The organism is Rathayibacter sp. AY2B9 (genome assembly GCF_002931595.1).
In the GTDB taxonomy this organism is placed as follows: domain Bacteria; phylum Actinomycetota; class Actinomycetes; order Actinomycetales; family Microbacteriaceae; genus Rathayibacter.
The window spans coordinates 1-13,525 of sequence record NZ_PSUB01000021.1; the positions used below are offsets into that span (position 1 = coordinate 1).

Here is a 13,525-nt window from a genome sequence, read left to right on the forward strand (position 1 = left end):
GGGGGAGCGCGCGGCGAGGGAGCGGGGGAGGGCGGCGCGTAGACTGGGGCGGCCATGATCCAGACTCTCGACCTCCGCGGCCGTCGTCCCTCCTCCGCCGAGCTCCTCGCCCTCGTGCCCCGTAATCCGGGCACGTCCGCCTCCGTCGGGCCCGTCGTCGCCGAGCTGATCGCCGACGTCCGAGAACGCGGCGCGGAGGCGCTCCTCGACCAGGCGGAGCGGCTGGACGGCGTGCGCCCCCCGCACCTCCGCGTGCCCGCCGAGCAGATCGCCGAGGCGCTCGACCGCCTCGACCCGGCCATCCGCAGCGCACTCGAGGAGGCGATCGCGCGCGTCCGCCGCGCCAGCGCCGCGCAGATCCCCCCGCCCCGCACCACCGAGCTCGACGACGGCGCCACGGTCACCCAGCGCTGGCAGCCCGTCGCCCGCGCCGGGCTGTACGTCCCCGGCGGCAAGGCGGTCTACCCGTCGAGCGTCGTCATGAACGCCGTGCCCGCGCAGGCCGCCGGAGTCGCCTCCATCGCCCTGGTCTCGCCGCCGCAGAAGGCGTTCGGCGGCTCCGTCCACCCCACGATCCTCGCGGCGGCCGCTCTGCTCGGCATCGACGAGGTCTACGCGGTCGGAGGCGCCGGAGCCGTCGCCGCACTGGCCTACGGCGTCGACTCGATCGGGCTGGACCCCGTCAGCATCATCACCGGGCCGGGCAACGTCTGGGTCACCACCGCGAAGCGCCAGGTGCTCGGGCAGGTCGGCATCGACTCCGAGGCGGGCCCGACCGAGATCCTCGTGATCGCCGACGACTCCGCCGACCCGCGCCTGGTCGCCGCCGACCTGGTCAGCCAGGCCGAGCACGACGAGGCCGCCTCCGCGGTCCTGGTCACCGACAGCGCCGAGCTCGCCGCCGCCGTCGAGCGCGAGGTCGCCGTCCAGGCCGCCGCCACCCACCACGCGGAGCGCGTGGCCATCGCACTCGACGGCCCGCAGTCCGCGCTCGTGATCGTCGACGACCTCGAGCTCGCCTGCGCGTTCAGCGACGCCTACGGCCCCGAGCACCTCGAGCTGCACACGGCCGACCCCGTCGCGACGGCCGAGCGGATCCACGACGCCGGCGCGATCTTCCTCGGCCCGACCACCCCGGTGAGCCTGGGCGACTACCTCGCCGGCTCCAACCACGTGCTCCCGACGCTGGGGCAGGCGCGCTTCTCCTCCGGGCTCGGCGCCTACACCTTCCTCCGGCCGCAGCAGCTGATCTCCTACGACCGCGGTGCGCTCGAGCGCGTCGCCCCGCACATCCGCGCTCTCAGCGACGCCGAGGCGCTGCCCGCCCACGGCGACGCCGTCGACGCCCGCTTCGCCTGAGACCGAGAGGCCCTCGATGTTCTGCCCCTTCTGCCGGCACCCCGACTCCCGAGTGATCGACTCGCGCACGAGCGACGACGGCCTCTCGATCCGCCGCCGCCGGCAGTGCCCGTCGTGCGGCCGGCGCTTCTCGACGACCGAGACCGCGAGCCTCGTCGTGATCAAGCGCAGCGGAGTCGTGGAACCGTTCAGCCGCGAGAAGATCGTCAGCGGCGTCCGGAAGGCCTGCCAGGGCCGGCCCGTCACCGACACCGATCTGGCCGTGCTCGCGCAGCGGGTGGAGGAGAGCATCCGCTCCACGGGCGCCTCGCAGATCGACGCGAACGACATCGGCCTCGCCATCCTGCCGCCGCTGCGCGAGCTCGACGAGGTGGCCTACCTCCGCTTCGCGAGCGTCTACCAGGCGTTCGACTCGCTGGACGACTTCGAGTCGGCGATCACCCTGCTCCGCGCCGAGCGCACCTCCGTGCCCCACAGCGCCGACGAGATCTGAGGCCCGGGTGTACCCGCTCCTGTTCCGCACCGTCCTGCGCCGCCTCGACCCGGAGCGGGCGCACCACCTGAGCTTCCCGGTGATCCGGGCCCTCGGAGCCCTCGCTCCGGTCCTGCGCCGGACCACCGTCCCGCGCGGAACGCCCGCGGTCGAGACGCTCGGCCTCCGCTTCGAGACCCCGTTCGGCGTCGCGGCCGGCTTCGACAAGGACGCCACCGCGGTCCTGGGCTTCGGCGCGCTCGGCTTCGGACACGTCGAGGTCGGGACCCTGACCGCTCGGGCGCAGCCGGGCAACGACCGGCCGCGCCTCTTCCGGCTGATCGCGGACCGCGCCGTCGTCAACCGGATGGGCTTCAACAACCACGGGGCCGAGGCCGCGGCGCTGCGGCTGATCCGGCTGCGCAGCGCGCGCCGCCGCCCCGTGATCGGCGTCAACATCGGCAAGAGCCGGGTGGTCGAGGTGGACGACGCGATCGAGGACTATCTGATCAGCACGCGCCTGCTCGCGCCGCTCGCCGACTACCTCGTCGTGAACGTCAGCTCGCCGAACACCCCCGGGCTCCGCGGCCTGCAGGAGATCGACCGCCTCGAGCCGCTCCTCGCGGCAGTCAAGGACGCCGCCGACACGACGCCCCTGCTGGTCAAGATCGCCCCCGACCTCTCCGACGACGAGGTCGGCCGGGTCGCCGAGCTCGCCGTCCGCCTGAGTCTGGACGGGATCATCGCGACCAACACGACGCTCTCCCGGGAGGGCCTCTCGACCGATCGTGCCGTGGTCGAGGCGGCCGGCGCCGGCGGCCTCTCCGGTGCCCCGCTGGCCGCGCGCTCGCTCGAGGTGCTCCGCGTGATCCGGGGCGTCGTCCCCGCGGCCTTCTGCGTGATCTCCGTCGGAGGAGTCGAGACGGCCGAGGACGTGCGCGAGCGCCTCGACGCGGGCGCCACCCTCGTCCAGGGCTACACCGCCTTCATCTACCGCGGGCCCCTGTGGGCTCGGGACATCAACCGGGGACTGGCCCGCGCCTCCTGAGCCGCCGTGCACGACGAAGGGCCCCGGAGCCGCGCGAGGCGCGACCGCAGGGGCCCTTCGTGGTCCGCCGTCCGACTACTCGGGGAAGGCGCGGCGCTTGACCTGGGGCTTCGGCAGTCGCATGACGCGCAGCTGGAGGGCGCGCATCGCGGCGTACCAGCGGATGCCCTTCTCGACCTTGTCGGCGCCGTAGCGCTCGGCGAGCTTCCGGCGCATCCGCATGCCGAGGAGGATGCAGTCGATCACCGCGAGGAGGAAGAACACCCAGAGGATGACGAGCGTCGCGTACTGCAGCTCCGGCTGCGGGAAGAAGCTCAGCAGCAGGACGACGACCATCACCGGGATGAGGAACTCGCCGAGGCTGAAGCGTGCGTCGACCCAGTCGCGCACGAACTTGCGCTGAGGACCCTTGTCGCGCAGCGGCAGGTAGCGCTGGTCGCCGGCGGCCAGGCCGATGCGGGCCTGCTCGCGTGACACGGCGGCCTTCTCGCGGGCGTCGCGGGCGGCCTGCTTGCGGTCGGTGACGACCAGCGGACGCTTGCGGGCCAGCTCCTGCTCGCGCCGGGTCGGCGTCGGCCGGCCCTTCCCGGAGCCGGGGGAGCCGGCTTCGTCGGGCGTGTCGGTTGCGATCGGGTGCTTGGCCACGGGGAACGTCCTTGGAATCGGGGGTCTCTTAAGATTACCTCCATGGCTCACGACGCTCCGACTCCGCCCGCACTCTCCTCCGACGAGGAGGCCGTCCTCGCCGCCGTCCGCGACGATCTGCCGCGCTCGCTCGCCCAGCTCGGGCAGCTCGTGCGGATCCCGTCCGTCTCGTGGGACGGCTTCGACGCCACCCGCGTGGCCGCCAGCGCCGAGGCCATCGCCGAGCTCGCACGCGAGACGGGCGTCTTCGACGAGGTCGCGATCCACAGCGCCACGATCGACGGCACGGACGTGCTCGGCCAGCCGGCCGTCCTGGCCACCCGCGCCGCCCGCAACGGAGCGCCGACCGTCCTCCTCTACGCCCACCACGACGTGCAGCCGCAGGGCGCCGAGTCGGCGTGGGAGACGCCTCCGTTCGAGCCGACCGTGCGCGGCGACCGCCTGTACGGGCGCGGTGCCGCCGACGACAAGGCCGGAGTCGTGTCCCACCTCGCCGCGGTGCGCGCACTCCGCGAGGTCGCGGGCGAGGACCACGACCTCGGGCTCGTCCTCTTCATCGAGGGGGAGGAGGAGTTCGGGTCGCGCTCGTTCCCCACCTTCCTCCGCGAGCACCACGACGCCCTCCGCGCGGATGCGATCATCGTCGCCGACAGCGACAACTGGGACGTCGACACCCCCGCGCTGACGGTGGGCCTGCGCGGCAACGTCACCTTCACCCTCACCGTCAGGACCCTCGCGCACGCCTCGCACTCGGGCATGCTCGGCGGAGCGGTCCCGGATGCGATGCTCGCGGCGGTCCGCCTGCTCGCGACGCTCTGGAACGAGGACGGCTCGGTCGCCGTCGCCGGCCTCACCGAGCACGACGGAGCGGTCCCCGAGACGGCCGAGGAGGACCTCCGCCGCGACTCGGGGCTGCTCGACGGGGTCTCGCCGATCGGCACCGGTGCGATCCTCTCGCGCCTGTGGTCGAAGCCGGCCGTCACGGTCACCGGGATCGACGCGCCCAGCGTCGTCGACGCCTCCAACACCCTCGTCCCGTCCGTGCGCGTGAAGATCAGCGCCCGCATCGCCCCCGGCCAGGACGCGGAGGAGGCCTTCGCCGCGATCGAGAGCCACCTGCGGGCGAACTCCCCGTTCGGCGCACACCTCGCGGTCGAGGACGTCGACACCGGCAGCCCCTTCCTGGTCGACGCGACGGGCTGGGCCGTCGACCTGGTGAAGGGCGCGATGGCCGACGCGTGGGGACGCGAGCCCCTCGAGACCGGGATCGGCGGGAGCATCCCGTTCATCGCCGACCTCGTGCGCGAGTTCCCCGAGGCGCAGATCCTCGTCACCGGTGTCGAGGACCCCGACTCGCGCGCGCACAGCCCCAACGAGTCGCTGCACCTGGGCGTCTTCAAGCGCGCCGCGCAGACCGAGGCGCTGTTCCTGCTCCGCGCCGCCGCTCACCGCGACTGACCACCGGTCGTGGAATACCCGGGTGACCACCCGGGTTGCAGCCGTAGAATCCCGGAAGGCACGACGACCGTTCCGCCCGTCCCCTGAGGAGTGACATGTCAGACACACTGACCGACCAGACGGCGACCCCCCTCGCCACCCCGCCCAGCGCGGCCCACGGCGTCTCGATGACCCCGACCGCCGCCGCCAAGGTCAAGAGCCTGCTCGAGCAGGAGGGCCGCGACGACCTGCGCCTGCGCGTCGCCGTGCAGCCCGGCGGCTGCTCCGGCCTCATCTACCAGCTCTACTTCGACGAGCGCACCCTCGACGGCGACGCCGCGGTGGAGTTCGAGGGCGTCGGCCTCGTCGTCGACAAGATGAGCGTCCCCTACCTCGACGGCGCCTCGATCGACTTCGAGGACACCATCCAGAAGCAGGGCTTCACCATCGACAACCCCAACGCGGGCGGCAGCTGCGCCTGCGGCGACAGCTTCCACTGACGCCGCGCGGCCGCGGGCCGCAGCGCCTCCGAACGGCGTCCGACAGTCCACTCCGGTGGCCCGTCGGGCGCCGTTCGTCATGACTGCACCACTCGGCCGGGACGTCAAGAGCGGGTCGTCGTGCACCGGGCCGCCGGAGCGGAAGGGTAGGCTGGAGCCGGTCTAATACAGTTTCGTGTGAACTGGTCCCCAGTCTTCCGAAAGGTCACCGGTGCGCTTCAATCGCCGAATCCGCAGATGGGTCGCTGCCCCCGTCGCAGGAGCCCTCGCCCTCGTCCTCGCGGGCTGCACGCAAGAGCAGCTCCAGGGCTGGCTCCCCACCGAACCCGGCACGACGAACCACGTCGACCGCGTCATCGGACTCTGGGTCACCTCCTGGATCGTCCTGCTCGCCGTCGGCGTCGTCACGTGGGGTCTCACCATCTGGGCGGTGGTCGTCTACCGCCGTCGCAAGGGGCAGACCGGCCTGCCGGTCCAGCTGCGTTACAACATGCCGATCGAGATCTTCTACACGATCGTGCCGCTGATCCTCGTGATCGGCTTCTTCGCCTTCACCGCGCGCGACCAGGCCGCCATCGAGCAGCCCTACGACGACCCGGACGAGACCATCCAGGTGTACGGCAAGCAGTGGGCGTGGGACTTCAACTACGTCGACGAGGACGTCTACTCCGCCGGTATCCAGGGCCAGTACCAGGAGGGCGGAGACGCCGCCGGCTCGCTCGTCGAGTCCGAGATCCCCACGCTCTACCTGCCCGTCGGACAGAAGATCAAGATCCAGCTCGACGCGCGCGACGTGATCCACTCCTTCTGGGTCGTCGACTTCCTCTACAAGAAGGACATGATCCCCGGCAAGACGAACTACATGTACGTCACGCCTCTCAAGGAGGGGACCTACGCGGGCAAGTGCGCCGAGCTCTGCGGCGAGTACCACTCCGCGATGCTCTTCAACGTCAAGGTCGTCTCGCAAGGCGAGTACGACGACTACATCCAGTCGCTGCGCGACGCGGGCCAGACCGGTCAGCTCGGCGCCGAGTACAACCGCAATTCGAACCTTCCCGGAACCGGCGCGCCGGCCCGCGAGAACGAGGAGTAAGGGAGCATGAGCACCGCCACGGCACCCCGCCCGACGCGCACCGCCGGCACTCCGCCGGTCCAGCGCAAGGCGAACGTCCTCGTCCGCTGGATGACGTCGACCGACCACAAGGTCATCGGGTACATGTACCTGATCACGTCGTTCATCTACTTCTGCATCGCCGGCGTGATGGCCCTGGTCATCCGCGCCCAGCTGTTCGAGCCCGGCCTGAACGTGGTCGAGACGCGCGAGCAGTACAACCAGCTGTTCACGATGCACGGCACGATCATGCTGCTGATGTTCGCGACGCCGCTCTTCGCCGGCTTCGCCAACGTCCTGATGCCGCTGCAGATCGGCGCCCCCGACGTCGCGTTCCCCCGCCTCAACGCCTTCGCGTACTGGCTCTACAGCTTCGGCTCGCTCATCGCGGTCGCCGGATTCGTCACCCCGCAGGGTGCGGCGTCGTTCGGCTGGTTCGCGTACGCGCCACTGTCGAGCACGACGTTCTCGCCAGGGCTCGGCGGCAATCTCTGGGTCTTCGGCCTCGCGCTCTCGGGCTTCGGCACGATCCTCGGCGCGGTGAACTTCATCACGACGATCATCACGATGCGCGCCCCCGGCATGACGATGTTCCGGATGCCGATCTTCACCTGGAACATCCTGGTGACGTCGATCCTCGTGCTGCTCGCGTTCCCGGTGCTCGCCGCCGCGATGTTCGCCCTCGGCGCCGACCGGGTGTTCGACGCCCACATCTACGATGCGGCCAACGGCGGTGTCCTGCTCTGGCAGCACCTGTTCTGGTTCTTCGGCCACCCCGAGGTGTACATCATCGCGCTGCCGTTCTTCGGCATCGTGTCCGAGGTCTTCCCGGTCTTCAGCCGCAAGCCGATCTTCGGCTACAAGACGCTGATCTACGCGACCATCGCGATCGCCGCCCTCTCCGTGACGGTGTGGGCGCACCACATGTACGTCACCGGATCGGTCCTGCTGCCGTTCTTCTCGCTGATGACCATGCTCATCGCGGTTCCGACCGGCGTGAAGATCTTCAACTGGGTCGGCACCATGTGGCGCGGATCGGTGACCTTCGAGACCCCGATGATCTGGGCGATCGGCTTCCTGATCACCTTCACCTTCGGTGGACTCACCGGCGTGATCCTCGCGTCGCCCCCGCTCGACTTCCACGTCTCGGACTCGTACTTCGTGGTGGCGCACTTCCACTACGTCGTGTTCGGAACCGTCGTCTTCGCGATGTTCTCGGGCTTCTACTTCTGGTGGCCCAAGTGGACCGGCAAGATGCTGAACGAGACGCTGGGCAAGTGGCACTTCTGGCTGCTGTTCATCGGCTTCCACACCACCTTCCTCATCCAGCACTGGCTGGGCGTCGTCGGCATGCCGCGCCGCTACGCCAGCTATCTGCCCGAGGACGGCTTCACCTGGATGAACCAGGTGTCGACGGTCGGAGCGATGATCCTCGCGGTGTCGCTGATCCCGTTCTTCCTGAACGTGTACATCACGGCCCGCAAGGCGCCCAAGGTGACGGTGAACGACCCGTGGGGCTTCTCCCGGTCGCTCGAGTGGGCCACCTCGTGCCCGCCGCCCCGCCACAACTTCACCTCGATCCCGCGCATCCGCAGCGAGGCCCCGGCGTTCGACCTCAACCACCCCGAGGCCGGCATCCCCGTCGGAATCGGTCCGGCGAAGGACGCTCCGGACGCCCCCACGTACGACAAGTCCGAAGGCACGGTGAAGTAGGGCCATGCGCGCCAACGTCAATCTCTTCTGGCTCCTCGCGGGCTTCTTCCTCCTCGCCGACATCACGTACATCGTGTGGTCGTTGCTCGACACGGGCCAGGTGGAGTGGGTCGGCACCGTCGGCATCGGCCTCTCGGCCGTGCTGGGCGCGTTCATCGCGTTCTACGTCGGCCGCGTTCACAAGGCGCAGGGTGCCGAGCTCCCCGAGGACCGCCTCGATGCGGACATCGATGACGGAGACCCCGAGCTGGGCTTCTTCAGCCCGTGGAGCTGGTGGCCGCTGATCCTGGGCGGTTCCGCGGCCCTCGGATTCCTCGGCCTGGCCGTGGGGTTCTGGATCACCTACATCGCCGTCGGACTCTTCCTGGTCGCCATCGCCGGCTGGGTGTACGAGTACTACCGCGGGTACTTCGCCCGCTAGGGCGCATCGCACGGCCTAGGGCCGGGTGCACGAGGGCTTCGGCTCCGTGCACCCGGCCTTTTCGCTTATCAAGGAGGAAGCGATGCGCGGTGGGGCCCGGTCGGCTCGGCCGTTCGGCTGCGTGCAGGGGCGTCATTCGCCGATCGGTGGCGGATCGAGCCTCCCGGTGAGAGCCGGGACCTCCCGGTGAGGGCCGGGGCCTCCCGGTGAGGGCCGGGATCGCTCAGTGAGGGATGACGAGGTGAGCTGGATCTCTCGCGTTGTCCTGCTGGCGGGACACCGAGGCGTCCTGCGCGGAGGAACTCGTCTGGGCACATCCCGACGGCCCGCGACGTGGAAGCTCGCAGAGCAGTACAGCGGGCGGCGCCGAGCAGGAGCGTCGGCCCGCGTCATCACCCCTGCGGGTCTGCGCTGCGACGGCTCCTGCTCCGGTCAGGGGTGAGCGGGCTACGCCTGTGGCGGCTCTCCTCTGCGCCTATGGGCGTGCCGACGGCGGTGGCGCGCTACGGATCGCGGATACTGCTGCGCCTGCGGCTGTAGTGGGGCTGCTGCGCCTGTTCTGGCGCCTGCGCCGCCCTGCGGACGTCTGCACACCGTTCCGAACCCAGCGGAGCCCGCACCCCGGCGGAACCGCGCGCGCCCCTGCGGCTCTCGGAGCTCCTCGGTACGGGCTAGCGGGTCGTGCCGGTCGGCGCGAGGACAGGGAGCCTGAGACGCCGCTGCAGCGACGGTCGTCGATGTCCGGAGGTCGCCTCCTCGGTCTCACCGGCGAGCGTCGCCGTCGCCGATCACAGAGGGTTCGACCGTGAGTGGGGGAGGGCAGTCCTGATAGGCCTGCTGGGAATGGGTACCCTCGAACCGATCCGGAGCGTCTCGACGTGTACGGGGACCGGGGACCTCACCGGACGACCACACTGCGAGCACGCAGAGGGGCTGGCTCACTCCATGATCGGATGGCGGCGGACGTCTCCAGCTCGGCGGTGAGACGGCGTCTCGTGATTCAAGGAGCGGAGGTCTCGAGGTCCGGAGTATCGCCCCACGTTCCTGCCGGCTTGTCGCCGTCGAGGCGCTGTGATCCGGTCTCACCGGCTCTCGGTGCACCGACGACCTCCACCGCGCCGGAGGACCGGCGCCGCCCCGCTGCGGGAACGACGAAGGGCCCGGACGAACGAACGTCCGGGCCCTTCGGGGGAGGATCAGTGCTCGCTGTGCGAGCTCTCGAGCTCCTTCTGGGTGACGGGGGTGATCCGGTCCTCGAAGAACCAGCGGGAGAGGCCGGCGCGGACGCGCTGCGGGGCGGTGATGCGGCCACGCGAGTCCGGACGGATCATCAGGGGCTCGTACTCGTCCTGACCGACGAGCTTCCAGCGCTCGTACTCGTCGAGCTGCTGGTGCACCTCGATGAACTCGCCGCCGGGGAGGCGGACGATGCGGCCCGACTCGAAGCCGTGCAGCGCGATCTCGCGGTCCTTCTTCTGCAGCGCCAGGCAGATGCGCTTGGTGATGAAGTACGCGATGAACGGACCCGCGATGAGCAGGAACTGCAGGCTGTGGATCACGCCCTCCATCGTGAGGTGGAAGTGCGTCGCGATGAGGTCGGACGAGGCGGCGGCCCAGAGGACTGCGTAGAAGCTGACTCCGGCGGCGCCGATCGCGGTGCGGGTCGCGGCGTTGCGCGGGCGGTCGAGCAGGTGGTGCTCGCGCTTGTCACCGGTGATCCACGCCTCGAGGAACGGGTAGAGCATGACCACGGCGATGAACAGTCCGAGACCGACGAGCGGGATCAGGATGTTGAACGACAGGGTTCCGATGCCCGGGATGGCCCACTCGAGTCCCGGCGGGACGAGGCGCAGGGCGCCGTCGGCGAAACCGATGTACCAGTCGGGCTGGGTTCCCGCGGAGACGGGCGAGGGGTCGTACGGGCCGTAGTTCCAGATCGGGTTGATCGTGAACAGCGAGGCGATGAGGACGACGACGCCGAAGACGATGAAGAAGAATCCACCGGCCTTCGCGGCGTAGACCGGCAGCACCGGGTAGCCGACGACGTTCTGCTCGGTCTTGCCAGCACCGGGGAACTGGGTGTGCTTGTGGACGACCACGAACACGAGGTGCAGGGCGATGAACGCGAGCACCAGCGCCGGCAGCAGCAGGATGTGCAGCGTGTAGAGGCGGCCGACGATGTCGGTGCCCGGGAACTCGCCGCCGAAGAGCAGGAACGAGATCCAGGTGCCGACGATCGGGATGCCCTTGACCATGCCGTCGATGATGCGGAGGCCGTTGCCCGAGAGCAGGTCGTCGGGGAGCGAGTAGCCGGTGAAGCCCTCGGCCATCGCGAGGATGAAGAGGACGAAGCCGATGACCCAGTTGAGCTCGCGGGGCTTGCGGAACGCACCGGTGAAGAAGATGCGCAGCATGTGCAGGCCGATCGAGGCCACGAACAGCAGCGCCGCCCAGTGGTGGATCTGCCGCATCAGCAGGCCGCCGCGGATGTCGAAGGAGATGTCGAGCGAGGACGACATCGCCGCCGACATCTCGATGCCCTTGAGGGGCAGATAGCTGCCCTCGTAGTGCGTCTCGACCATCGAGGCCTGGAAGAAGAAGGTGAGGAAGGTGCCCGACAGCAGGATGATGACGAAGCTGTAGAGCGCGACCTCGCCGAGGAGGAAGGACCAGTGGTCGGGGAAGATCTTGCGACCGAACTCCTTCACGACCGCGGAGATGCTCGTGCGCTCGTCGATGTAGTTCGACGCCGCTCCGACGTACCCCTTCTGGAACTTGCCGGATCCGAGGATGACGCCGTCCTCGGGCTCCGCGGGGGAGCTGGAGGGGCGTGAGGGGGTGGTGGTGGACATGTGAGTCATCGCTCCCAGAAGGACGGTCCGACGGGCTCCGTGAAGTCGCTTCTGGCGACCAGGTAACCCTCGGCGTCGACGGTGATGGGGAGCTGTGGAAGCGGACGCTTCGCCGGGCCGAAGATGACGGCGGCCTCGCGCGTGATGTCGAATTGCGACTGGTGGCACGGGCACAGCAGGTGGTGGGTCTGCTGCTCGTACAGCGCCACAGGGCAGCCGACGTGCGTGCAGATCTTGGAGTAGGCGACGATTCCGTCGTAGTTCCAGGTCTCGCGACCTTCACTGACGATGAGGTCCTCCGGCTTCAGGCGCATCAGGAGGACGGCGGCCTTGGCCTTCTCCTCCAGCTTGCCCTCGGCGTCGTTGAGGCCCTCGGGGATGACGTGGAAGGCGGATCCGAGGGTGACGTCCGATGCGAGGATCGGCGCTCCCGACGGGTCCAGGGTGAGCCTCGTGCCCTCTTCCCACAGGGTGGTCTTGAGGAGGGCGACGGGGTTCTGGTCCTGCGGGCCGAGGCCCCGGAACAGGATCACGGCGGGCAGGGGGAACACGACGAGGGAGGCGATCAGGCTGTTCCGGACGAGGGAGCGGCGGCCGAAGCCGGACTCCTTGTCGGACTGGTCGAAGATCTCGAGCGCACGGGCGCGAGTGGGCTCCGCGCTGCGGACGGGGTGGCGGATGTCGATGCCCTCGTGGTCCGACATCAGCTGCTTGCCCCAGTGGACGGCGGCGATGCCGATGCCCAGGAGCGCGAGGGACATGCCCAGGCCGATGAACAGCGTGTTCAGCCGGACCGACGCGACGTCCTCGGTGATCGGGAACGCCATGTAGGCGGCGACCGCGAAGATCGAGCCCGCGAAGGAGAGGTAGAAGAGCGTGTACACCGTGCGCTCGGCACGCTTCTCGACCTTGGGGTCGAGGTCGGTCATCCGGGGGCGGTGCGGCGGGAGGCCCGGGTCCTGGACGCGGTCCCGCGTCACGACCGCGGTGCCGGCCGGAGCCGTTCCGTGCCCGGTGGCCGACGAGGTGGCGAGGTCCGTGCCACCCTCATCGTGCTCTGCCATGGTTCTCCTTTTCACGCCGTGTCGGCACCAGTCGGTGCCGTGGGTCAGTCGCGCCCGTCAGGGCGCTGCAGTCGTCTAGTTGGATCGGGCGGTGATCCACACCGTCAGTGCCACGATCGCGCCGAGGCCGAAGATCCAGAGGAACAGGCCCTCTGCGACCGGCCCGAGGGAGCCGAGCGCGAATCCGCCCGGGGACGGGTTGGCCTCGATGTACTTGAGGTACGAGATGATGTCGCGCTTGTCCTCGGGCGAGATGTTCAGGTCGTTGAAGACCGGCATGTTCTGCGGGCCGGTGACCATCGCCTCGTAGATGTGGGCCTCGGTCACGCCGCCCAGCGGGGGGGCGAACTTGCCCTCGGTGAGCGCGCCGCCGGCTCCGGCCACGTTGTGGCACATGGCGCAGTTGATGCGGAACAGCTCGGCGCCGTTCGCCGCGTCGCCCTGTCCGTCGAGGACCTCGCCCTCGGGGATCGCGGGGCCGGGGGCCAGCGACGCGACGTAGGCGGCGAGCTCGCCGACCTGCTCGTCGGTGAACTGCACCGGCTTCTCGAGCGCCTGGGGGCCGTGCATCTGCATCGGCATGCGGCCGGTGCCGACCTGGAAGTCGACCGACGCCGCGCCCACTCCGATGAGGGAGGGAGCGTTGTCGGTGCCCGCGGCGTCGAGGCCGTGGCAGGTGGCGCAGTTCGCGGCGAAGAGCTTCGAGCCCTCGTCGATCGTCTGCTGGCTGGTGGACGACGTCTCCGCGGAGGCGGACGTCGCAACGCCGACCGCGGCGTAGGTCCCGCCGGTGAGCCCGAGGCCGATGGCGATCAGGGCCAGGGTGGCGAGCGGGTGGCGGCGACCCTTCTTGGCTCGGCTCTTCGTCTTCGGGGAGGCCATCGAGGCGTCCTTCCTGCGGGG

Annotated in this window: 12 protein-coding genes; 8 read left to right on the plus strand and 4 right to left on the minus strand. The window is 69.9% G+C overall.

What is annotated here, in order from left to right; genetic code table 11:
• Positions 1-54 precede the first annotated feature (54 nt).
• Genes hisD through C5C25_RS14995 form a run of 3 tightly spaced genes read left to right on the plus strand, consistent with a single transcriptional unit; the run spans position 55 to position 2,879 of the window.
• Positions 55-1,359: a histidinol dehydrogenase gene (gene hisD / locus C5C25_RS14985; protein WP_104224658.1), complete on the plus strand. Its 1,305-nt coding sequence runs from the start codon at positions 55-57 to the stop codon at positions 1,357-1,359.
• A gap of 16 nt (positions 1,360-1,375) precedes the next feature.
• Positions 1,376-1,852 (plus strand): transcriptional regulator NrdR, encoded by a 477-nt coding sequence (nrdR, locus tag C5C25_RS14990; protein WP_104224657.1) that lies wholly within the window; start codon positions 1,376-1,378, stop codon positions 1,850-1,852.
• A gap of 7 nt (positions 1,853-1,859) precedes the next feature.
• Positions 1,860-2,879 (plus strand): quinone-dependent dihydroorotate dehydrogenase, encoded by a 1,020-nt coding sequence (locus C5C25_RS14995; RefSeq protein WP_104233339.1) that lies wholly within the window; start codon positions 1,860-1,862, stop codon positions 2,877-2,879.
• A 75-nt stretch (positions 2,880-2,954) separates the two neighbouring features.
• On the opposite strand, the gene C5C25_RS15000 is transcribed toward C5C25_RS14995, so the two are convergent.
• Positions 2,955-3,524, minus strand: coding sequence for a DUF3043 domain-containing protein (locus C5C25_RS15000; protein WP_181133711.1), 570 nt, complete (start codon positions 3,522-3,524; stop codon positions 2,955-2,957).
• 42 nt (positions 3,525-3,566) lie between these two features.
• On the opposite strand from C5C25_RS15000, the gene C5C25_RS15005 reads away from it, so the two are divergent.
• From C5C25_RS15005 to C5C25_RS15025, 5 genes are all read left to right on the plus strand, one after another.
• Positions 3,567-4,982 carry a dipeptidase gene (locus tag C5C25_RS15005; RefSeq protein WP_104251070.1) on the plus strand — a complete coding sequence of 472 codons (1,416 nt, stop codon included), beginning with the start codon at positions 3,567-3,569 and terminating at the stop codon, positions 4,980-4,982.
• A gap of 95 nt (positions 4,983-5,077) precedes the next feature.
• On the plus strand, positions 5,078-5,461 hold the full coding sequence (gene erpA, locus C5C25_RS15010) for an iron-sulfur cluster insertion protein ErpA (RefSeq protein ID WP_104224654.1): 384 nt from the start codon (positions 5,078-5,080) through the stop codon (positions 5,459-5,461).
• Positions 5,462-5,672: 211 nt separating this feature from the next.
• Positions 5,673-6,554 (plus strand): cytochrome c oxidase subunit II, encoded by an 882-nt coding sequence (coxB, locus tag C5C25_RS15015; RefSeq protein ID WP_104224653.1) that lies wholly within the window; start codon positions 5,673-5,675, stop codon positions 6,552-6,554.
• A 6-nt stretch (positions 6,555-6,560) separates the two neighbouring features.
• Positions 6,561-8,285: a cytochrome c oxidase subunit I gene (ctaD, locus tag C5C25_RS15020; protein ID WP_104224652.1), complete on the plus strand. Its 1,725-nt coding sequence runs from the start codon at positions 6,561-6,563 to the stop codon at positions 8,283-8,285.
• 4 nt (positions 8,286-8,289) lie between these two features.
• Entirely contained in the window at positions 8,290-8,706 is a 417-nt protein-coding gene (locus C5C25_RS15025) for a cytochrome c oxidase subunit 4 (protein WP_104224651.1), read from the plus strand.
• 1,196 nt (positions 8,707-9,902) lie between these two features.
• On the opposite strand, the gene C5C25_RS15030 is transcribed toward C5C25_RS15025, so the two are convergent.
• From C5C25_RS15030 to C5C25_RS15040, 3 genes are all read right to left on the minus strand, one after another.
• Positions 9,903-11,558 carry a ubiquinol-cytochrome c reductase cytochrome b subunit gene (locus C5C25_RS15030; RefSeq protein WP_104224650.1) on the minus strand — a complete coding sequence of 552 codons (1,656 nt, stop codon included), beginning with the start codon at positions 11,556-11,558 and terminating at the stop codon, positions 9,903-9,905.
• A gap of 5 nt (positions 11,559-11,563) precedes the next feature.
• Complete coding sequence (locus C5C25_RS15035; RefSeq protein WP_104225358.1) at positions 11,564-12,622, minus strand: ubiquinol-cytochrome c reductase iron-sulfur subunit; 1,059 nt, start codon at positions 12,620-12,622, stop codon at positions 11,564-11,566.
• A gap of 75 nt (positions 12,623-12,697) precedes the next feature.
• Entirely contained in the window at positions 12,698-13,504 is an 807-nt protein-coding gene (locus tag C5C25_RS15040) for a c-type cytochrome (RefSeq protein WP_104224648.1), read from the minus strand.
• Between the last annotated feature and the right edge of the window lie 21 nt (positions 13,505-13,525).